The following is a 20,710-nucleotide window of genomic DNA, read 5'->3' as shown; positions in this document are numbered from 1 at the left end:
TAAATATTAGAAATTAAATATTAGATATTGAAATCTGTTGCAAAGATAATGAGAATTCTAAAGGGAAGTTTTAAAGAAATGATAAAGATTTGTTATTGTTTGATAGTCTAAAAATCCGATTTTATTTATTCTTCATTCGGTCTTTTAAAATGGTTTCTACTTTTTCTAAACTAAAGCCTTTTGCTTTGAGCAATATTAAATAGTGAAACAGTAAATCAGCGGCTTCATTCAAGAACAAATCAGCATTGTCATCTTTGGCTTCTATGACCAATTCGACTGCTTCTTCGCCAACTTTTTGAGCAATTTTATTGAGGCCTTTTTGGAAAAGTGAAGTGACATAAGATTCTGAACTTGGGATTGAAATACGTTCTTCAATGACTTTTTCCAACTCATTTAGAAAAGAAATTTGAGGTTCATTGTCAAAACAAGAAGTCGTTCCATTGTGACACGTTGGTCCGTTTGGAATCACTTTAATCAGTAATGCATCTTGGTCGCAATCATCTTTTATGGAAACTACTTTTAGAAAATTTCCAGAAGTTTCGCCTTTGGTCCACAACCTGTTTTTACTTCGACTGAAAAAGGTCACAATGTTTTCATCTTGTGTTTTTTGGAATGCGTCTTCGTTCATGTAACCTAGCATCAACACTTGTTCCGTTTGGTTGTCCTGAATAATCGTTGGAATTAATCCGTTATATTTAGAGAAATCTAAGGTCATCTGATGGGTATGTTTTTAGTTTTTAAAATGTTTTTTAAAGTTGAAATCGGGACTTCGTTAAAGTGGAAAATACTGGCGGCTAATCCGGCGCTGACTTCGGTTTTAGTGAATAAATCGATAAAGTCTTTTGCATTTCCAGCGCCACCAGAAGCAATTATTGGAATAGAAACCGCTTCACTTATAGCATTGGTGATGTCTAATGCAAATCCGTTTTTGGAACCATCATTGTTCATAGACGTAATTAGTAATTCTCCAGCTCCTAATTCTTCGACTTTTTTTGCCCAATCGATGGCTAAAATTCCTGTGGATTCTGTTCCACCTTTTATGAAAACAAACCAATCGTTTTCCACTTTTTTGATGTCGATGGCAACCACTAAACTCTGACTTCCAAAAGCATCTGAAATTTGGGTAATCAACTCAGGATTCAAAACGGCAGCCGAATTAATACTTACTTTATCCGCACCGGATTGCAATAGTAATCGCGCCTCTTCAACCGATTGAATGCCGCCGCCAACGGTGAAGGGAATATTAATTTCTTTTGACAATTGCGTGACCATTTCCGCTAAGGTTTTTCGCTTTTCCAAGGTCGCGCTGATGTCTAAAAGTACTAACTCATCCGCTCCGTTTTTAGAATAAAATGAAGCCAATTCTACTGGATTTCCGGCATATTTTAGTGCCAAAAATTGTATACCTTTCACGACTCGTCCGTCTTTAATATCCAAACACGGAATGATTCTTTTCTTTAACATAATTCGCGTAAGTTTTCAATTTTTATTGTGCCTTCGTATAATGCTTTTCCGATGATGGCACCTTCGCATCCGATGGTTTTCAATAGTTCTAAATCCGAAATAGTTGTCACGCCGCCACTCGCAATTAAATTCACTTTGGTCTTTTCTAAAATGACCGAATACAATTCATTAGAAGTACCTTGAAGCATGCCGTCTTTTGAGATGTCGGTACAAATCACAATTGAAATTCCTTTGGAAACATAATCAGAAATATACTCCACGACATCAATTTCTGAAGTTTCTAACCAACCTTGAGTGGCAATTTTTCGGTTCAAACAATCGGCGCCTAAAATGATTTTATTACTTCCAAATTCAGTCAACCAATTTAAAAATTCGGTTGGATTTTTAGATGCAATGCTTCCGCCCGTAACTTGATTGGCTCCGTTTTCAAAAGCGATTTCGAGGTCTTTTCTTTGTTTTAATCCACCACCAAAATCGATTTTCAAATTGGTTTTTGTTGCAATTTGATACAATACTTTATGGTTGATAATCTGGTTCGATTTTGCTCCATCCAAATCCACTAAATGTAAATATTGGAAGCCGTTGTCTTCAAAATATTTGGCTACTTCCAATGGATTTTCATTGTAAATTTTTTGCGTGGCATAATCGCCTTTGGTCAATCGGACGCATTTTCCGTTGATGATGTCTATGGCTGGAATGATTCTCATAATTTTAAAAAGTTTAGTAAAAGTTGCTCGCCAACACTAGATGATTTTTCAGGATGAAATTGTGTGGCGTAAAAATTATCCTTTTGCATCGATGCACTAAACGGAACGATATAATCGCAAATGGCTGTTGTTTCTTTACTGATTTCGACGTAGTAACTGTGTACAAAATAGAAATTTTCATCTGCTGAAATTCCGTAATATAATTCAGAGTTTAACTGTGAAATGTTGTTCCAACCCATGTGAGGCACTTTCAATTTGGGTTCGAATTTTTTAACTGTTGCTTCGAAAATTCCTAAACATTCTGTGTTTCCTTCTTCAGAAAATTGACATAATAATTGTTGCCCGAGACATATTCCTAAAACCGGTTGTCTAAGGTTTTTGATTACTTGGTCCAAACCTTTTTCTTTCAAATACTTCATTGCCGAACTTGCTTCGCCCACACCAGGAAAAATTACTTTTTCAGCTTGTTTCAAAATCGTTTCATCATCGGTTACGACACATGAATACCCCAATCGTTCGATGGCATTTTTCACAGAAGTAATGTTGCCTGCGTTGTATTTTACTAATGCTATCATAATATTCCTTTGGTGCTTGGTATGCCGTTAGTTCCGTCTTTTTGAACCGCCATTTTTATTGCTTTGGCGAACGCTTTGAAAATTGATTCTATTTTGTGGTGCTCGTTTTCGCCTTCACTTTTGATGTTTAAATTGCATTTGGCACCATCACAAAACGATTTAAAAAAGTGTGAAAACATTTCGGTTGGCATTTCTCCGATTTTTTCTCGGTTGAATTTCGCATCCCAAACCAACCATGAACGACCACCAAAATCCAATGCAACTTGCGACAAACAATCGTCCATCGGAAGTAAAAAACCGTAACGCGTAATGCCTTTTTTAGAACCCAAAGCTTGCGCAAAAACGTCGCCCAAAGCTATTCCGACATCTTCAATAGTATGGTGTTCATCAACATACAAATCGCCTTCTACGTTGATGTTTAAATCTATATTTCCGTGTTTGACAATTTGGTCGAGCATATGATCGAAAAATCCTAAACCGGTTTTGATGTTGCTTTTTCCGTTTCCATCTAAGTTAATTTCAATTGCAATTTCGGTTTCTTTTGTTGTTCGAATTAATTTTCCAACGCGAGGTTGTTCCTTTAAAAATTGATAGATTTTTTCCCAAGAAGTCGTTGATAAAATCGCTCGTTCATTGGCTGTAGCTGAAATAAAAATCGCCTGACTTCCTAAATTTTCTGCTAGTTGAATATCAGTAACTCTATCTCCAATTACGAAGGAATTTTTTAAATCATAATTGCCTTTGATGTACTGTTGCAATAACGCAGTTCCAGGTTTTCGTGTTGGCAAATTTTGCTCTGGAAATGACACATCAATAATCACATCCGAAAATTGAATTCCTTCGTTTTCGAACGCTTTTATCATTTTATTTTGAGCTGGCCAAAAGGTATTTTCTGGAAACGAATTAGTTCCCATTCCATCTTGATTTGTTACCATGACCAACTCATAATCTAATTCTTTGGCAATGCGTGATAAATACTGAAAAACCTGCGGATAAAATTCCAATTTTTCCAAACTATCGACTTGAAAATCTATCGGTGGTTCGATGATTAACGTGCCATCTCTGTCTATAAATAAAGCTTTTTTCATGATGTGACTAATTGTAATGCGTAGACTAATTGTTGATTTTCTCTTGGAGTTCCGATGGTAATTCGAATCGTATTTTCAACTACCGAACTTCGGTTTCGTGTGATGATTTGTTGTTCTATTAAACTATTGTAAATGGCGGTTGCATTTTCCATTTCGACTAATAAAAAATTAGCTTCTGACGGATAAATTTTGGTTACAAAATCTAAAGCCAAAAGGGATTTCTTAAGCAATTTCCGTTCGGATTTTATCAGTTGTACATTCGATTTGAAAGTAGCTTCATCGGCAAGTGATTTTACCGCAGCTTCTTGATTCAATTGACTCACATTATATGGCGGTTTTACCTTATTCATCACCGAAATCATGTTTTCATCTGCATAAGCAATTCCGATGCGAACTGCTGCCAAACCTCGAGCTTTACTAAACGTTTGTGAAATAATTAAATTAGAATATTGTTTGATTTTAGAAACTAAAGAAGGTTGTTCACTAAAGTCGATGTAAGCTTCGTCTAAAAACACAATGCCGTTGAAGTTTTCAATGATGTATTCCAGATTTTCTAAATAATTTCCAGTCGGATTGTTGGGCGAACATAAATACAAAACTTTAGCCTTTTGCTCCAAAATAGCTTCAGTATTCAATTGAAATTCTTTGGTAAGCGGAATTGAAATGATTTCAAGATTATTGATGTTCGCATAGACTTCATACATCCCATAAGTTGGTGGACAAAGGATGATTTTGTCTTGATTTGGTTCGCAAAAAACACGTTGTACTAAATCGATGATTTCGTCGCTTCCGTTACCGATTAAAATGTTTTCAATAGCTACTTTCTTTTGACTGCTCAAAATTTGTTTCAAACGCCATTGGTATGGATCGGGATAGCGGTTTAAGTTGCCATACGGATTTTCATTGGCATCCAAAAAGACGCCTTGATTGCTTTTGTATTCATCTCTCGCGCTCGAATACGGCGTTAACGAAAGAATGTTTTTCCGAATTAAATTAGAGATATTATCCATTTTGTAATTTTTTTAATCGGATGGAAACCGCGTTTTTGTGGGCATCTAGTTGTTCGGCTGCAGCCATGAGTTCAATCGTTGAGCCAAGGTTTTGTATGCCTTTGGAAGTCAATTTTTGAAACGTGATTTTTTTGACAAAACTGTCTAACGAAACGCCGCTGTAATTCTTCGCATAACCATTAGTTGGTAACGTGTGATTGGTTCCGCTGGCGTAATCTCCGGCGCTTTCACAACTGTAATTGCCAATAAAAACCGAACCGGCATTTTCGATGAATTCAATTTTATTTTCGGCATCTTTTATAGCCAAAATCAAATGCTCTGGTGCGTAAAAATTACTGAACTCGATTCCGGTTTGAATACTATCGAAAACCAAAGCACGACTGTTTTCTAAAGCTTTTTCTACAACGGATTGTCGAGGTAAAAGTGCTTTTTGACTTTCAATGGCTGCTGCCACTTTCGAAACAATTTCCTCTGAATGGGTTACTAAAATTACCTGGCTATCGCCACCGTGTTCAGCTTGCGAAAGCAAATCGGAAGCAACAAATTCAGGGTCGCAAATGTCATCGGCAATGACCAATAATTCACTTGGTCCGGCAGGCAAATCGATGGCTAAACCCAATTGTTGTGCGTATTGTTTGGCCGCTGTGACGTATTGATTTCCGGGACCGAAGAGCTTGTCGACTTTCGGAATTTCATCGGTTCCAAAGGTCATAGCGGCAATCGCTTGGATGCCGCCGACGTTATACATTTGAGTTACACCGGTCAATTGCGCAGCATACAAAATAGCTGGATTGATGTTGCCGTTTTTATCTGGTGGCGAACACAGAATTATGTTTTTGCAACCAGCAATTTTAGCCGGAATGGCTAACATCAATACAGTAGAAAAAAGCGGTGCTGTTCCGCCGGGAATGTAAATGCCAATTGTTTCAATGGCGCGACTTTCTCTCCAGCAAAAAACACCCGAAGTGGTTTCGATTTTGGTTGGAATTTCTTTTTGAGAACTGTGAAATTTCGAAATATTATCAGCTGCAACTTGAATTGCTTTTTTTAATTCGATTGGAATTTCGGCTATAGCTTTTTCTATTTCTGCAGTTGATATGGCTATATTTTTAATAGAAATGCCATCGAAATAATTGGTGTACTTTTTTACGGCAGCCGAACCATTTTTTTCAATGTCGTTAAAAATGGATTTTACGGTTTCGTTTAAATCGGCTGTCGCTACAGTTTGTCTTTTGGACAATTCATTCCATTGTTCAGGATTTGGATTTATGTAAGTTTTCATATTTGTTAAATTGAATTATCGAATCATTTTTTCTATCGGAATAATTAAAATTCCTTCAGCACCGAGATTTTTGAGTTGTTCTATGATTTCCCAATAATCGTCTTCTCGGATGACCGAATGCAAACTGCTCCAATCTTTGTTGACCAACGGTAAAATGGTTGGTGATTTCATACCCGGAAGTAAAGAACAGATGTTGTCGATGGCTGAATTCGGAGCATTTAATAAAATATATTTATTCTGTTTGCCTTCGCGAACCGATTGGATTCGGAATAGTAATTTGTTGAGAATGGCTTGGATTTCTTGCGTCAGATTTGGATTGGCAATTAGAACGGCTTCGCTTTTAGTAACGGTTTCGACTTCTTTCAAACCATTCATCAAAAGTGTACTTCCGGTGCTGACAATATCGAACACGGCATCGGCTAAACCAATGCTGGTGGCAATTTCAACACTTCCGCTGATTTCTTCGATAAAAACATTAATGTCCTTTTTGGCAAAAAAATCAATTAGGATTTTAGGATAACTGGTCGCGATTCGTTTGCCTTCAAAATAATTCAAATCGGTGTAGATTTCGTCTTTCGGAATGGCCAATGACATGCGGCAACCGGCAAAACCTAATTGCTGAATCACATTTACTTCTTTGCCTTTTTCCCAGACTTCATTTTCGCCTAAGATGCCTATATCGGCAACGCCTTGTTCCACGTACTGCGGAATATCATCATCGCGCAGGAATAGGATTTCGACCGGAAAATTTTGTGCAACGGCTTTGAGTTTTCGTTCACCATTGGAAATTTTGATACCACATTCTTCCAGCAGTTGGAGTGATTTTTCGCTTAGTCGGCCACTTTTTTGAACAGCAATTTTTAAAGTACTCATTTTTTAATTGTGAATAAAAGCTGAGTATATCGCGAAGTGTATAAATACAAAAAACCCGTCTTGATATACTCAGACGGGTTTTTAATTATGTTTTTGGATTAGCTACAATACATCATTAACTCGCCTGGTTGCAAGAATGATGATGATGTAATTGAGCAATAATCGTGTTCATTGTTTTATTTTGATGCAGCAAAACTAGCCATAACTTTCTGAAGAAACATTACTTTTTATAAAGTTTAACATTTGTTCATTTTCGCATTACCGAATAATTCTTCTCAGCAAAGCCTTGATAAAAAGACCTTTCGGGCATTTCCAAATGACTTGCAAATCTTCCCAAAACGTAGTTTCTTCATCTAAGAACTTGAAGATAACAGTGGCATTTCCTTTTTCAAACATCGCTGAAAATATGGTGGAACCTAAATGATTTTTTTGGTCCAAAATATCTAAAAGAAGCAAATCATAAAACCAAAATTTATCAGTTTTATGAAATTTAGTTAAGTCATTTTCTTTGGATAGAAATTGCACTAAGGCTTTTGATTTTTTGACAGTGTTTTTTAAAGTATAACCTGTGCTGGCTTTTGTCCAACCACCGGCAGAACCAATGTTGAGAATGTTTTTTGAATTATGTTGCCAAAACGGATAACATGTCATCGGGATATTGCCTTGTTCTTTTTCGATTAATTCGTACTCCGTAATGCCAAGTTTTTCAATGTAGTTTTTGATTTCGGTTTCGTATTCTGCTGCCGACAATAAATCTTTGGAGAACAAAGTATATTCTAATAACGCTTCTGTTTCCGAAGTTGGTAACACGTACATAAATCTTGTATTGCCTTTTTGTTCCACTGAAAAATCCATGAATGTAGCGCAATCGGGATTGAAAGCAGCTTCCTTGCTTTTGATAAACCAACCGATAAAATGTTGGTGTAAAAATGGATATTTGGTTTGGTTTTTAACCAATTCCGAATTGAAAATGGAGTTAAAAATTTGGTTACAAGTAAAACTCTCAGAATCGGTTTTGACTTCGCAACGATGTCTTAATTCTTGAAAATCGGTTACTCTTTGATTTAGAAAAGTAATGTTTTTTTCTTTGGAAATAATTTCAAAAACATGATTGTAAAAATCGAGTCCTTTGACCATTTTGTATTTGTAAGGATTCAGGTTTAGTTGTCTTTCAAAAGATTCGTTTTTAAACCAAGCGGTATTCCATTTGGCGGAAGCCAAATCATCGTATAAACCGTTATCATTCCAAAAACACCATGTTCGGTCGTTGGTTTTTTTTGAATTTTCGTCAATCAGAAGAATGGATTTGTCTTTGAACTTTCCGGAAAGTACCATTTCATAAACCGTCATCAAAGCGGATAAACCGGCGCCGGTAAAAATGTAATGGTAGTGTTTCATTAATATAGTGTATATCTCAATCCCAGAAAACCTCTGATGCCTTGATTTGGTGCATAAACATAACTCGGGTCAAAAGTCAGCGCATAAGGATTTGATGGTGTTGCCATCACATTTCCGTTGGCGTCGTAATCGACATTTTCGTCAAAAGGATCTTCTGCTCTGGCAATCAAAAACGGATTTCCTTTGTTGGGTGTCCAATTTAGAATGTTTTTGATTCCTCCGTAAAGCTCAAAATTACGGAATTTTTTATAAGTAAACTGGATGTTCTGCAAACTCCATGGTTTTGAATACTCATCTCTTGGATCAAGCGGTCCTAAAAGCGGTAATCGCATCGGGCCATAGAGATTTCCGGTATAGTCAATAGAGAGAAACCAATCGGGAATGTCGTAGGTTATGGCCCAATTCATACTGAATTTTTCAGTTAAAACAGGTTGCGTAGTGATGCCGTCTTTCACGTTTTTCGGATCCATAAAAGTAAAACCGATTAAGGTTTTTATTCCGTAAGGTGTTACCAAATCAACATTGCCGCTTACGCCAAGTGTTTCGGAATAACCATTGAGGTTTTGGTAAATAATTTGGTTCGGATTGGTGTCATAATCCGGTATGATTTGATTGGTGAAATAAGTATACCAAGTAGAAAATTCAAAACCTAAGAAAGTAGCATCGTCAAATCTGATTTTTTTGAGGTAATTGAAATTAATGTTATACGACTTTTCAGGATTTAAGTTTTCGGTTATTATCACCTCTCTTGAACCGGTTAAGGCGGCGTGTTCTTCGGTAAACAAATTGACAATACGGAATCCGGTACCGGCGTTTATTCTGAAAACATCATTTTTGGTCGGGTTCCATTTGTACGCAATTCGCGGTGTAAAAATATTGCCGTGATTGTTGTTGTAATCATATCTGGCGCCTAGTAACAGATGGTGTTTCTCAGTCAGTTTTATTTCGTCTTGGATAAAAGTGCTGTAAATATTCGTTTTTTCAGCGGTAATTGTCGCAGTAGTATTGTCATTGTAATATTGGTGTCGAATAGCAGCGCCAAAGAGCAAATTGTGGTTTTCTAGTTTTTTATCCCAAAGGTATTGTCCAAAGCCAATTTTTTGCTGTGCCAAATACAAAGTCGTTCCATAAACCGAATTTTGGTCATGAGAGGTAGCCGAAATAGAAATAAACATATCTTCTTTTACCGGCAATTGGTACTTGCTCAACAACTCAAATCTTGTAGTATAAATGCTTTCGCCATAAACTTCATTTCCGCCACGGTAACTTTTATTCCATTGCATTTCGCCGCCCCAACGGTCTTCATAAAAAATTCTTCCGGCGAGTGTGAATTCCTTTTGACTTTTTCGGATAAAATTCCATTTGTTAAAAATAGAGATTCTTTCTTGAAGCGTTACATCGGTAAAATTATCGTTGTTGTTGTCTGTCGGGTTGTTATAATTGTAATAGTTCAATCCCAATAAAGATTCCGCATTTTGTCCGACATTGGCTTTAAAACCCAAATCAATATTGTTTTCCAGCCACGAAGTCGAAAAGACATCAGCGGAAAATAAGGGCGCGTTTTTGGTTTTTTTGGTAATGATATTGATTAATCCGCCAACCGCTTCACTGCCGTACAAACTCGACGCCGGACCTTTTATAATCTCTATTCTGTCAATCATCGAATTCGGAATTCCGGATAATCCGTAAACGGTTGACAATGCACTTACGATTGGCATTCCGTCAATAGTTACCATAGTATACGGACCTTCCAAGCCGTTGATGTGAATATCGCCGGTGTTACAAATATTGCAATTCAATTGTGGTCGAACGCCATTTACGTTTTGTAAAGCTTCAAATATATTGGACGTTGGATTTTTCTTCAAAAATGCACTTGTATAAACTTCTACCGGAACCGGAGTTTCCAAACGAGATACAGGTTTTAAAGTTCCAGAAATGACAATCTCTTCTAATGCTTCAGATTTTGAATTGATGGGAATCGTATCATTTACTTGAGCTGACAAGTCATTGAAAATCAAGATTATCGTTATTAAAGCAATATTTTTCATTAAAACAAAATAAAAATTTAGACAAAACTAAAAATTAATTTTAATTTATATTAAAAAAATAAAATATATTTGTAAAAAAGCGAATATGACCATTTCCGAAGAAAATTATATTAAGGTTATTTATCACTTGTCGTTGGTTTCTCCAAAAGGCGTAAATACAAACGCTATTGCCGGAATGTTAGAAACCAAAGCGTCTTCGGTAACCGATATGTTGAAGAAACTTTCTGAAAAAGATTTGGTTTCCTATCAAAAGTACCAAGGCGTAAATTTGACAGAGAATGGACTTCTATCTGCCAAAATGATTGTTAGAAAACACCGTTTGTGGGAAGTTTTTTTGGTGGAGAAATTGGCTTTTAATTGGGATGAAGTTCACGAAATTGCGGAAGAATTGGAACATATAAAATCGGTAGCATTAATCAATAAATTAGATGCTTTTTTAGGTTTTCCTGCCTTTGATCCGCATGGTGATCCGATTCCGAATGAAAAAGGTGTGATTCAAAAGGTCAATAAATTATTGCTTTCGGAAGCCGAATTAGACCGAGAATATTATTGCATTGGCGTAAAGGATTCTTCTTCAGAGTTTTTAAAATATTTAGACAAACAAAAAATAGCTTTGGGTTCTGTTTTTAAAGTGATAGAAAAAGAAAGTTTTGATGATACTTTGACGGTTGAAGTCAATTCGCAAGAAAAAACAATTTCGAATAAAATAGCTAATAATTTATACGTTCAATAATTATGTACGAATCAATAATAGAATATTTTAGTAGTATTGACCCAATTTTGGCGGCTTTTTATGCCACGATGTTTACTTGGTTTTTAACTGCATTGGGTGCTTCGTTTGTATTCTTTTTTAAGAATATGAATCGAATAGTTCTTGACGGAATGCTTGGTTTTACAGGCGGTGTTATGATAGCGGCTAGTTTTTGGAGTTTGTTAGCACCAGCCATAGAAATGAGTAAAGGCGAAGGTTTTGTGAAAGTAATGCCGGCCGCCATTGGTTTTGGATTAGGAGCGCTTTTCATTTTTGGTTTAGACAAAATTTTACCGCATTTACACATCAATTTTCAAGAAACTGAAGGGGTAAAATCGCCTTGGCAACGAACAACTTTATTGGTTTTAGCGATTACAATGCATAACATTCCAGAAGGTTTGGCGGTTGGTGTGCTTTTTGGTGGTGTCGCCGCCGGAATTCCGGAAGCTTCAATTGCCGGAGCGGTTACTTTAGCCATTGGAATCGGAATTCAAAATTTCCCGGAAGGAATTGCAGTTTCCATGCCGTTGCGCCGAATGGGAATGAGTCGTTGGAAGAGTTTTATGTACGGACAATCTTCTGCTTTAGTAGAACCCATTGCAGGAGTTTTGGGCGCAGTGGCCGTTACTTTTTTTACACCATTATTGCCTTATGCCTTAGCTTTTGCAGCCGGTGCTATGATATTTGTAGTAGTAGAAGAAGTAATTCCGGAAACCCAACAAGATAAGAACACTGATATCGCAACTTTAGGGTTAATCGGCGGATTTATTGTTATGATGACTTTGGATGTTGCTTTGGGTTAATGACAACCACAATCGTCTTTGTCGCAACCTTTTTTGTTCTTCTTTTTCCCAATAAATTTTTGGGCTAAAAAGCCAATAGCGATTCCTAAAGCGATATAAACCAATATTTCTTGAATATTCATCTTATTTCAAAAATTGATACGCAATCAGCGCGGTTAAATAGGCAAAACCACTCATGAAAACCAATTGAATTATTGGCCATTTCCAACTGTTGGTTTCTTTTTTTACAATGGCCAAAGTACTGATGCATTGCATCGCAAAAGCATAAAAAAGCAATAACGAAACACCTGTGGCAAAGTTGAAAACTTTTCTTCCATCGGGATGAACTTCAGCTTTCATACGGTTTTTGATAGTGGTTTCTTCATCGCCATGACTTCCAACGCTGTAAATGGTTGCCAAAGTTCCAACAAAAACTTCACGAGCCGCAAACGAGCTTACCACAGCAATTCCGATTTTCCAGTCGTAACCCAAAGGTTCAATAATAGGTTCAATAGATTTTCCCATAATCCCGATATAAGAATTCTCGAGTTTATGCGAACTGATTTGGTCGTTTACATATTCTAAATCGTCTAGTCTATTCTCTAATTTAACTTTTTTAATCACCAAGCTTTCCGCATTGTCAAACCCTTTTTTTGGTCCGTGAGAACCCAAAAACCAAAGGATAACTGAAAGGGCTAAGATGATTTTTCCGGCGCCAAAAACAAAAGCTTTCGTTTTTTCAATTACGTTAATCGCCACGTTTTTAAACAGCGGTAATTTGTAACTTGGCATTTCAACCACGAAATACGATTTGGTTTTCAGTTTTAAAATTTTGTTCAAAATATAAGCTGAAAAAATCGCCATTCCGAAACCTAAAAGATACAACAACATTAAGGTTGCGCCTTGTAAACTAAAAATGCCTAACAATCTTTTTTCGGGAATGATTAAGGCTATCAAAATCGCATAAACGGGTAAACGTGCCGAACAAGTAATAAATGGCGTAACCAAAATGGTTATCAATCGCTCTTTCCAATTTTCAATATTTCGCGCACTCATAATCGCCGGAATGGCACAAGCTGTTCCCGAAATTAAAGGCACAACACTTTTTCCGGACAAGCCGTAACGGCGCATGATTTTGTCCATCAAAAAGACCACGCGACTCATATAACCGCTTTCTTCCAGTACTGAAATAAAGAGGAATAGAAAAGCAATTTGCGGAATGAAAATCACTATGCCGCCAATTCCGGGAATGATGCCTTCGCTGATCAAATTGGTGAATTCGCCACTCGGAAGATTGGTTTTAGCATAATTGGCCAAATTGGCAAAAGTACTATCAATAAATTCCATCGGAATGCTTGACCAATCAAAAATCGATTGGAAAATCAGCAATAAGATCCCAAAGAAAATAACGTATCCAAAGATTTTATGGGTTAATACTTTATCTAATTTGGAACGCAAATCAGAAGCGTTTTCGGTATCAATTTTCTGCCCGATTTTCAATGTATCATTGATAAATTGGTAACGCTTAATCGTCTCTTTTTGTTGCAAGCGTTTTAAATCGGAATGTGATTTGGCAAAAGAACTTTGGATTTCTTTTCGTTCCAAATTCAAGAAATTAACGTCCTGAGTAATTACCAGCCAAAGTTTGTACAACAATTGATCAGGGAAAGCGATTCGAAGTTTATTAAAATAATCCACATCAATGCTCGAAGCATTCAAACAAGGTTCAGTCGATATATTTTTATAGTCAACGATAGTTTTTTTCAGCTCGTCAATACCAATGCTTTTTCGCGTGCTGACCAAAACGATTTTCGTTTTTAACTTTTCTTCCAAATAAGGAATGTCAAGCGTTATGCCTTTCGCCTTCATTCGATCAGTCATGTTGATGACTAAAATGGTTGGAATTTCAAGGTCTTTTATTTGGGTAAAAAGTAAAAGGTTTCTTTTCAGATTTTCAACATCGGTTACCACAACTGCAACATCCGGAAAAAGCTTGTCTTTTTTGTTGAGTAATAATTCGATAACCACATTTTCATCAATGGAACTCGCATTCAAACTATACGTTCCCGGTAAATCAAGAATGTTGGCTTTGACATTATTGGGCAATTTGCAAAAACCGAGTTTTTTTTCAACGGTAATTCCGGGATAATTTCCAACCTGTTGGTTCAATCCTGTGAGTTGATTGAACACCGAAGTTTTCCCTGTATTCGGATTCCCAATAAGCGCTACGTTGATGTTTTGAATGCTCATTTTTGATTAATTGTCACGGATTTCGACTTCAATCTCATGAGCCGTTTCTTTTCTTATGGCCAAATGAGAACCGTTGTTCACGTTGATATAAATAGGATCGCCAAACGGTGCAATTTGAATAATCTCGATGTCATTATCCGGTAAACATCCCATTTCTAAAAGTTTTAGCGGGATTTTATCCAAATCAACATAAGTGATAACTGCTTTGTCTCCAATTTTTAATAAATCAACGGTAGTTTTCAATGCTTATTTAGATTGAATTAAGATTGCAAAAGTAGGCATAAAAAAAGAATACTAGGTGATAATTGTCAGTTTAACTAATTTTTATCGTCTTCCAATAACCAATTGATATCTTCAATTAATTTTTGAATGTCTTCTTTTTTGGTGCCGTCATAAAACCCACGAACACGTCTTTCGGCATCGACAAGGACAAAATTTTCGGTGTGAACCATATCGTATAGTTCATCGGGCTTGCCTAATTTAACAGCCAAATATGATTTTCGCGCCATACTGTAGATTTCTTTTTTGTCTCCGGTAACCAAGTTCCATTTAGAATCAACAACACCATGTTTTATGGCATATTTCTTCAAAACCGGAACACTGTCAATTTCAGGAGTTACACTGTGTGACAAGAGCATCACTTTTGGGTTATTCAAAAATGCTTTTTGAACATCAACCATATTTTTACTCATCACAGGACAAATAGAACCACAAGTAGTGAAGAAAAAATCGGCGACATATATTTTGCCTTCGTAGTCTTTTGGAGTAATTATTTTACCATTTTGATTGGTAAAAGAAAAGTCGGATATTTTATGGTATTTCTCTACAAATTGAACTGTGCTGTCAACCAATTCCGGATTTACATCGGCCGGATTGTATATAGGAAGTGTTTTACTTGGTTTTAAAACATTGTAAAAAAGCGAAACCGTTATGATAGAGAAGATGACAAAAGTGCCAATAAAGATTCGGTATTTTTTGAGAAAAGCAAGCATTGTTTTTTTTGACAAAAATACAAAAGCAAAACCAACGATTGTCGTTTTTGAGACTAATCAACACTTATAATTTTGTTAAAAGTGCATTTCTAAATTGAGAATCTATAAATTTGTGTAAACTAACAAAATTTCAATCTTTATGAAAAAGAAGACCATATCAAAAGCACTGCTTGCCACGGTATTATTGGCGGGTGTTTTGCAAATTAATGCACAGGAGAAAAAACCCGGAATCGACTTGTCTTTGATGGACAAATCGGTCAGGCCAAATGATGATTTCTTCAATTTTGTTAATGGAACTTGGGTAAAAAATACTGAAATCCCGGCAGACAGAGTTCGTTGGGGTAGTTTTGATGAATTGCGTCAAAAAACAGATACCGATGCATTAGCCATTTTAGAAGAAGCTTCAAAAAATCCGGCATACAAATCAAATACCGATCAAGGCAAAGCCATCAATCTTTACAAATCGATTATGGATACCGTAGCTAGAAACAAAGCCGGAATTGCTCCGTTAAAACCTTATTTAGCCAAAATCAATGCCGTTAAAAATATAGCCGATCTGCAAAAGCTAATGGTTGAAATGGCACCTAAAGGCGGTATTGGATTCTTTGGCGTTGGTGTAGGAACCGATGCGAAAAACAGCAATAGAAATGTGGTGAATGTCGGTCCGGGTTCTTTAGGGCTGCCGGACAGAGATTATTATGTTTCCGAAGAAGCAGATTCTAAAGAAAAAAGAGCCAAATATGTAGCACACGTAACCAGAATGCTTCAACTTATTGGTGACAAACCGGATGTTGCTAAGAAAAATGCCGAGAAAATATTGGCTTTAGAAACCGCCATGTCTAAACCAAGATTAGACCGAGTAGAAAGAAGAGACCGAAGAAAAACGTATAACCCAATGACGGTAGCCGATTTGCAAAAATTAACACCTTCTATCAATTGGGATGGCTATGTTACCGGAATCGGTTTGCCAAAAGTGGATTCTGTAATTGTGGCTCAACCAAGATACATGGAAGCTTTGCAAGGTATTTTTACCGAAAACAAAGTAGAAGATTGGAAAGCCTATATGCGTTGGACGTTGCTAAACGATGCGGCAAGTAAACTATCAACCACGATTGAAAAAGCCAATTGGGATTTTTACAGCAAAACATTAAGTGGCGCGGTAAAACAAAGACCGCTGAATGAAAGAGCGCTTCAAGTAATTAACGGAGCAACCGGTGAAGCTTTAGGGAAATTATATGTAGAAAAAATGTTTCCGGCTGAAGCCAAAATCAAAGCCGAAAAAATGATTAAAAATGTCATTAGAGCCTATGAAATCAGAATCAATAACTTGACTTGGATGTCACCACAAACTAAATTAAGTGCTATCGAAAAGTTGAATAAAATGACCATTAAAATTGGCTATCCGGACAAATGGAAAGACTATTCGGCATTGACAGTGAAAAGTGTGGCTGAAGGCGGAACTTATTTTGACAATGCGATGAGTATTTCCAATTGGAACTTCAAAAGAAATATTGATAAATTAGGCAAACCGGTTGATAAAACCGAATGGGGAATGTCACCACAAACGGTAAATGCTTATTTTAATCCGTCTAATAATGAGATTGTATTTCCGGCGGCTATTTTACAACCCCCATTTTATGATTATAAAGCAGATGAAGCAGTTAATTATGGCGGAATTGGAGCAGTTATTGGTCATGAAATTTCACACGGATTTGACGATTCAGGATCAAGATATAATGCTGATGGGAATTTAGTAAATTGGTGGACAGACGAAGATTTGAAACAATTCACGGCTTTAGGGAATGCGTTGGCCGATCAGTATTCGGCTTTAGAACCGCTACCGGGAATCAAAGTGGACGGCAAATTTACTTTAGGGGAAAACATCGGAGATTTAGGCGGAATTAATGCAGCTTACGATGGTTTGCAATTGTATTTAAAAGAAAACGGCAATCCCGGATTGATTGACGGTTACACTCCGGAACAACGTTTGTTTATTTCATGGGCGACCATTTGGAGAAGCAAAATGCGTGACGAAGCCATTAAAAATCAAGTAAAAACCGATCCGCATTCACCGGGAATGTACCGAGCTTATGTGCCGTTGTTGAACTTGGAAACTTTCTACAAAGCGTTCGATATCAAACCGGGCGATGGCATGTATGTTGAACCGGATAAACGAGTAAAAATCTGGTAAGAATAAATCAAAAACCTCAAGAATAGCTTGAGGTTTTTTTTATTTTAATATAGTGACATTATTTAAATTGATAAGTTTTGATTTTGAAATTCGTAGCCTAAAATAACTTCAATTTTATCACTCAAAATAGTTTTCCCAACAGAAGGGTTACTTTCGTCAAATAAAGGCAATGGTAAATTAAGTCCCAATGCTTTTTTGGTATAATATTCTTTTCGTGTTGGATGAAAAGGACCAACGGCGTTAAAGGTTTCGCCAAAACAATTTTGCTCGATTATGTTTTCAATAATTCCAATGCAATCCACTTGATGAATCAAATTAATCGGCGCATCAGGATTTTTAAGGTTTTGCCTTCCGGCCAAAAGACGAATCGGATGTCGGTCTTTACCAATCAATCCGCCAAAACGAATGACTGTGGTTTTGAAGTTAGGATTACTTTGCAAAAGATTTTCAGCTTCCAATAATTGCTTCCCGCTTTCTGAATCGGGTTGTGGTTTTGTTTCTTCTGTAATAGTTGAATTGTCATCTGAATAAACCGAAGTTGAACTTACAAAAATCACTTTTTGTACACTATTTTTTTCTATAAATGGAATCAGACGCTCCATTTTGGCCACAAAATTTTCTGCAGTATTGCCTCTTAATTTAGGCGGAATATCAATGATTAAGATTTCTGAATTGGATAGAAATGAATCAATTTTACCGCTGATTTCGTTTTCGGATAACGCAATTTGGAAAGCGTCAATTCCGGTATTTTTCAATGTGGACATTTTTTCCAAAGAAGTCGTCGAACCTTTTACCGAAAATCCTTTTGATAATAAAGATTTTGCTAAAGGCAAACCCAACCAACCACAACCTAAAATACTAATTTTTTTCATTATCGTAAACTATCAACGGCAACGGTTAAACTATCTCTTTGAGTTGTTCTTCCAATCGGATAAGGTTTTGGATTGTCTTCTAAAACTGTTGAAGCTTTGACTTTTTGGCGAATAATTATAGCGTCATTTAAAACAAACGGTGTTGGCATCATCCAGTCTTTTCTTTTGGTAATCGTAAACAATGGATTGTTCATTAAATCAAACGAACTTTCCACCAAATTCAAATCCAGTTTTTGATTGGATGCAATAGAAAATTCTAATTCTAATGGAAGATTATCAACTACATAATAACTTAGTAATTTCCCGCTGGATTTACTTGAAATATTGCTGCTAAAATCAATCGATTTTACGCCGTTGGCCTTAAAGTTATTGATGGTAATGTTATTGTTAGAGAAGATATCGTACCGATTTACTTTTCGGTTTGGCGTGATTTTGATTCGGTACAAACGTTGGTTGCCTTGTAAAGTATCACGCAGAAATTCAATAGTTGGTTTGGCGATGTTTTTGACTGGTGCTGTAGCCATGAAAGTATATTGTGAACCGTATTTGCTATACAGTTTATTGGTGTTTAAAATTGCTCCACTTTTCGGATTTTCGCCTAAATAGCTTTTCGTCCATTCGTCTAAATTGACATCATAAGTAGCCCAATGCGCTTTGTTTTGATCAGCATCTAATATATAAACCAAGCTGTTTGGTTTGGCTTTACCATAAGTGTAGCCTGAACCTTGATGCGCTTTGATAAATAATCCTATTGACAATAAAAAGAAGACCAATGACCAAATTCCTTTTCGTGGAAACGAACCAAAAACAGGTAACAATAAGCCAAAAGTTAAAACAGTCAAAATGGAACTGCCAAATAGGATTTTCAATCCCAAACCAATGGGGAACATTTGGATAAACGGCATAATAATAACAATGGTCGGAATCGCTAACAAACAATTGATTAACCAATTAGACTTTTGTGTCAACACAAAAATGCCCAACATCAAAGCACTCGAAAGCACCGGAATAATCAAAAATCCGGCTCCGGGTAATTGTAATGCGATGCCGATATTGATTAGTAACCAAATAAATAACGGTGCAATCATTTGGTTCATTTCCGGATTGCGTTTGCCGTTATTTTGGTAAAACAAAAAGCAAATCGCCAAAGTCAAACTTACAAAAGCGTAAATATAATCGTGACCGTTATAGGTAAATCCGTGAAGAATGTCTTGGTATTCGGGATAAAAATTGAGTAATAATTTCCAACCAACATAAGTCAACAAACCGGCGGTAATTAAGGAAGCCAAGAGCGGAATAAAACCTTTGATGATTTCGTCCATGCGTAAAACGTGTTTGCCCATTCCGATAAATAGGAACAAGAATACTAAACCGAATCCGATAATGACCATCGGCAAAATCCAACCAAAAGGATAACTCAAGAAACCAAAAGGAACACTGAAATAAACTTTATCATCGGTAGCATTCAGGTTTTTCAAATCCGCATTCGCAAAATGGTTCAATAGCGGAAACAAATAAGTGCCTTGATGTGCCAAGGTTTTTGGGTCTAAATGTTCGAATTTGTCTTGGGAAGTATGATAGTCATAATGGCCATCAATAAACGCAAAATTAAAGCCTTGAATTTTTCCTTCTTCTCTAAAGACTGTTAAATCAGTATCATTCGGCAACATTTTGTAAATGCTGTACATCAAAGAATTTGAAACGGGATATTGCGCTTTGCCATCGCTAAAAGCTTCGACCATTTTGGCATTGCCTTCATTGGTTTCCATTAACATATAACTCGGTCCGGAACTTCCTCTCGCTTCAAAATTTAAGACCAAACCAACTGCTGGAGCCCATTGATGTTGTGTTACGAAAAGCGCAGCACCATTCAATCCCAATTCTTCCGCATCACTAAAGAGAATGATAATGTCATTTTTATGGGTTGTTTTATTGTGTAAAAAAGCACGAACACTTTCGATAATTGTTGCTACACCGGAAGCATCATCGCTCGCACCATGCGAAAATGAATGTGGCGCACTGTCGTAATGGGACAGTAATAATAGTGATTTGGAATTGGCAGTTCCTTTGATTTTGGCCAAAATATTTTTCGACTTCACCAAAGTGCCTTTTTCAGTCATCGTAAAACCTTCTTGAAGAGAAGTTTCTAAGCCTAAATTTTGCAATTCTTTTTGCAGATATTGCGCCACAACTTCATGGTTTTTAGAACCAACATAATGTGGTTTCAAGGTCATCGCTTTGACGGTTTGCAAAGCTCTTGTGGTAGAAAATTCGGAAAGTGGCGCTTCTGTTTTGTCGTAGTTTTGAGGCATCATAAAGTAAAATACGCCCGTAATAACAGCTACTAAAAAAAGAAAGCTTAGCAATGATGGTTGGTTGTTTTTCATTCTTGGCTAATTGTTTGTTCAGAACAAGAATTACAAATTC

At 36.5% G+C, this 20,710-nt stretch carries 19 protein-coding genes; 3 read left to right on the top strand and 16 right to left on the bottom strand.

Annotated features, from left to right (window positions below; genetic code table 11):
- Positions 1-121: 121 nt before the first annotated feature.
- The 10 genes from hisIE to B3C16_RS06865 form a co-directional block, all read right to left on the bottom strand.
- Positions 122-715, bottom strand: coding sequence for a bifunctional phosphoribosyl-AMP cyclohydrolase/phosphoribosyl-ATP diphosphatase HisIE (gene hisIE, locus B3C16_RS06910; RefSeq protein ID WP_121312291.1), 594 nt, complete (start codon positions 713-715; stop codon positions 122-124).
- Positions 712-1,464, bottom strand: coding sequence for an imidazole glycerol phosphate synthase subunit HisF (gene hisF / locus B3C16_RS06905; protein ID WP_291130225.1), 753 nt, complete (start codon positions 1,462-1,464; stop codon positions 712-714). The genes hisIE and hisF overlap by 4 nt, the downstream gene beginning before the upstream one ends.
- Complete coding sequence (gene hisA / locus B3C16_RS06900) at positions 1,458-2,171, bottom strand: 1-(5-phosphoribosyl)-5-[(5-phosphoribosylamino)methylideneamino]imidazole-4-carboxamide isomerase (RefSeq protein WP_121312293.1); 714 nt, start codon at positions 2,169-2,171, stop codon at positions 1,458-1,460. The genes hisF and hisA overlap by 7 nt, the downstream gene beginning before the upstream one ends.
- Entirely contained in the window at positions 2,168-2,746 is a 579-nt protein-coding gene (gene hisH, locus B3C16_RS06895) for an imidazole glycerol phosphate synthase subunit HisH (protein WP_291130221.1), read from the bottom strand. The genes hisA and hisH overlap by 4 nt, the downstream gene beginning before the upstream one ends.
- Positions 2,743-3,834 (bottom strand): bifunctional histidinol-phosphatase/imidazoleglycerol-phosphate dehydratase HisB, encoded by a 1,092-nt coding sequence (gene hisB / locus B3C16_RS06890; RefSeq protein WP_121312295.1) that lies wholly within the window; start codon positions 3,832-3,834, stop codon positions 2,743-2,745. The genes hisH and hisB overlap by 4 nt, the downstream gene beginning before the upstream one ends.
- On the bottom strand, positions 3,831-4,844 hold the full coding sequence (gene hisC, locus B3C16_RS06885; RefSeq protein ID WP_291130216.1) for a histidinol-phosphate transaminase: 1,014 nt from the start codon (positions 4,842-4,844) through the stop codon (positions 3,831-3,833). Before hisC ends, hisB begins: the two co-directional genes overlap by 4 nt.
- Positions 4,837-6,126 carry a histidinol dehydrogenase gene (gene hisD, locus B3C16_RS06880; protein ID WP_291130213.1) on the bottom strand — a complete coding sequence of 430 codons (1,290 nt, stop codon included), beginning with the start codon at positions 6,124-6,126 and terminating at the stop codon, positions 4,837-4,839. The genes hisC and hisD overlap by 8 nt, the downstream gene beginning before the upstream one ends.
- 15 nt (positions 6,127-6,141) lie before the next feature.
- Positions 6,142-6,999 (bottom strand): ATP phosphoribosyltransferase, encoded by an 858-nt coding sequence (gene hisG / locus B3C16_RS06875; RefSeq protein ID WP_121312298.1) that lies wholly within the window; start codon positions 6,997-6,999, stop codon positions 6,142-6,144.
- A 258-nt stretch (positions 7,000-7,257) separates the two neighbouring features.
- Positions 7,258-8,397, bottom strand: coding sequence for a lycopene cyclase family protein (locus B3C16_RS06870; protein WP_291130210.1), 1,140 nt, complete (start codon positions 8,395-8,397; stop codon positions 7,258-7,260).
- A complete protein-coding gene (locus tag B3C16_RS06865; protein ID WP_291130207.1) occupies positions 8,397-10,445 on the bottom strand; it encodes a TonB-dependent receptor plug domain-containing protein in 2,049 nt (682 codons plus the stop codon). Before B3C16_RS06865 ends, B3C16_RS06870 begins: the two co-directional genes overlap by 1 nt.
- Before the next feature lie 85 nt (positions 10,446-10,530).
- Between B3C16_RS06865 and B3C16_RS06860 the strand changes: the two genes are divergently transcribed.
- Positions 10,531-11,178, top strand: coding sequence for a metal-dependent transcriptional regulator (locus B3C16_RS06860; RefSeq protein WP_121312301.1), 648 nt, complete (start codon positions 10,531-10,533; stop codon positions 11,176-11,178).
- 2 nt (positions 11,179-11,180) lie between these two features.
- A complete protein-coding gene (locus B3C16_RS06855; RefSeq protein WP_121312302.1) occupies positions 11,181-11,999 on the top strand; it encodes a ZIP family metal transporter in 819 nt (272 codons plus the stop codon).
- Here the strand turns inward: B3C16_RS06855 and B3C16_RS06850 are convergent.
- From B3C16_RS06850 to B3C16_RS06835, 4 genes are all read right to left on the bottom strand, one after another.
- Positions 11,996-12,121 (bottom strand): FeoB-associated Cys-rich membrane protein, encoded by a 126-nt coding sequence (locus B3C16_RS06850; RefSeq protein ID WP_121312303.1) that lies wholly within the window; start codon positions 12,119-12,121, stop codon positions 11,996-11,998. The genes B3C16_RS06855 and B3C16_RS06850 overlap by 4 nt on opposite strands.
- Position 12,122: 1 nt before the next feature.
- On the bottom strand, positions 12,123-14,228 hold the full coding sequence (feoB, locus tag B3C16_RS06845; RefSeq protein WP_121312304.1) for a ferrous iron transport protein B: 2,106 nt from the start codon (positions 14,226-14,228) through the stop codon (positions 12,123-12,125).
- Positions 14,229-14,234: 6 nt separating this feature from the next.
- Entirely contained in the window at positions 14,235-14,471 is a 237-nt protein-coding gene (locus B3C16_RS06840; RefSeq protein WP_121312305.1) for a FeoA family protein, read from the bottom strand.
- A 74-nt stretch (positions 14,472-14,545) separates the two neighbouring features.
- Positions 14,546-15,220: an SCO family protein gene (locus B3C16_RS06835; RefSeq protein ID WP_121312306.1), complete on the bottom strand. Its 675-nt coding sequence runs from the start codon at positions 15,218-15,220 to the stop codon at positions 14,546-14,548.
- Positions 15,221-15,359: 139 nt separating this feature from the next.
- On the opposite strand from B3C16_RS06835, the gene B3C16_RS06830 reads away from it, so the two are divergent.
- Positions 15,360-17,411, top strand: a complete 2,052-nt coding sequence (locus B3C16_RS06830) for a M13 family metallopeptidase (RefSeq protein ID WP_291130199.1) — start codon at positions 15,360-15,362, stop codon at positions 17,409-17,411.
- Between the two features lie 62 nt (positions 17,412-17,473).
- On the opposite strand, the gene B3C16_RS06825 is transcribed toward B3C16_RS06830, so the two are convergent.
- The gene (locus B3C16_RS06825; RefSeq protein ID WP_121312308.1) at positions 17,474-18,283 is read right to left on the bottom strand and encodes an SDR family oxidoreductase; all 810 of its coding nucleotides are present in this window, start codon (positions 18,281-18,283) and stop codon (positions 17,474-17,476) included.
- Positions 18,283-20,670 carry a M28 family peptidase gene (locus B3C16_RS06820; RefSeq protein WP_291130194.1) on the bottom strand — a complete coding sequence of 796 codons (2,388 nt, stop codon included), beginning with the start codon at positions 20,668-20,670 and terminating at the stop codon, positions 18,283-18,285. The genes B3C16_RS06825 and B3C16_RS06820 overlap by 1 nt, the downstream gene beginning before the upstream one ends.
- Positions 20,671-20,710 lie beyond the last annotated feature (40 nt).

It is taken from the genome of Flavobacterium sp. UBA7682 (genome assembly GCF_002482945.1).
Lineage (GTDB): Bacteria > Bacteroidota > Bacteroidia > Flavobacteriales > Flavobacteriaceae > Flavobacterium.
This window is presented reverse-complemented; position numbering and strand designations above follow the sequence as displayed.

Excerpts from the sequence above, each read along its gene's own strand:
- hisIE (WP_121312291.1), bottom strand. The coding sequence starts at position 715 with ATGACCTTAGATTTCTCTAAATATAACGGATTAATTCCAACGATTATT.
- hisF (WP_291130225.1), bottom strand. The coding sequence starts at position 1,464 with ATGTTAAAGAAAAGAATCATTCCGTGTTTGGATATTAAAGACGGACGA.
- hisA (WP_121312293.1), bottom strand. The coding sequence starts at position 2,171 with ATGAGAATCATTCCAGCCATAGACATCATCAACGGAAAATGCGTCCGA.
- hisH (WP_291130221.1), bottom strand. The coding sequence starts at position 2,746 with ATGATAGCATTAGTAAAATACAACGCAGGCAACATTACTTCTGTGAAA.
- hisB (WP_121312295.1), bottom strand. The coding sequence starts at position 3,834 with ATGAAAAAAGCTTTATTTATAGACAGAGATGGCACGTTAATCATCGAA.
- hisC (WP_291130216.1), bottom strand. The coding sequence starts at position 4,844 with ATGGATAATATCTCTAATTTAATTCGGAAAAACATTCTTTCGTTAACG.
- hisD (WP_291130213.1), bottom strand. The coding sequence starts at position 6,126 with ATGAAAACTTACATAAATCCAAATCCTGAACAATGGAATGAATTGTCC.
- hisG (WP_121312298.1), bottom strand. The coding sequence starts at position 6,999 with ATGAGTACTTTAAAAATTGCTGTTCAAAAAAGTGGCCGACTAAGCGAA.
- B3C16_RS06870 (WP_291130210.1), bottom strand. The coding sequence starts at position 8,397 with ATGAAACACTACCATTACATTTTTACCGGCGCCGGTTTATCCGCTTTG.
- B3C16_RS06865 (WP_291130207.1), bottom strand. The coding sequence starts at position 10,445 with ATGAAAAATATTGCTTTAATAACGATAATCTTGATTTTCAATGACTTG.
- B3C16_RS06860 (WP_121312301.1), top strand. The coding sequence starts at position 10,531 with ATGACCATTTCCGAAGAAAATTATATTAAGGTTATTTATCACTTGTCG.
- B3C16_RS06855 (WP_121312302.1), top strand. The coding sequence starts at position 11,181 with ATGTACGAATCAATAATAGAATATTTTAGTAGTATTGACCCAATTTTG.
- B3C16_RS06850 (WP_121312303.1), bottom strand. The coding sequence starts at position 12,121 with ATGAATATTCAAGAAATATTGGTTTATATCGCTTTAGGAATCGCTATT.
- feoB (WP_121312304.1), bottom strand. The coding sequence starts at position 14,228 with ATGAGCATTCAAAACATCAACGTAGCGCTTATTGGGAATCCGAATACA.
- B3C16_RS06835 (WP_121312306.1), bottom strand. The coding sequence starts at position 15,220 with ATGCTTGCTTTTCTCAAAAAATACCGAATCTTTATTGGCACTTTTGTC.
- B3C16_RS06830 (WP_291130199.1), top strand. The coding sequence starts at position 15,360 with ATGAAAAAGAAGACCATATCAAAAGCACTGCTTGCCACGGTATTATTG.
- B3C16_RS06825 (WP_121312308.1), bottom strand. The coding sequence starts at position 18,283 with ATGAAAAAAATTAGTATTTTAGGTTGTGGTTGGTTGGGTTTGCCTTTA.
- B3C16_RS06820 (WP_291130194.1), bottom strand. The coding sequence starts at position 20,670 with ATGAAAAACAACCAACCATCATTGCTAAGCTTTCTTTTTTTAGTAGCT.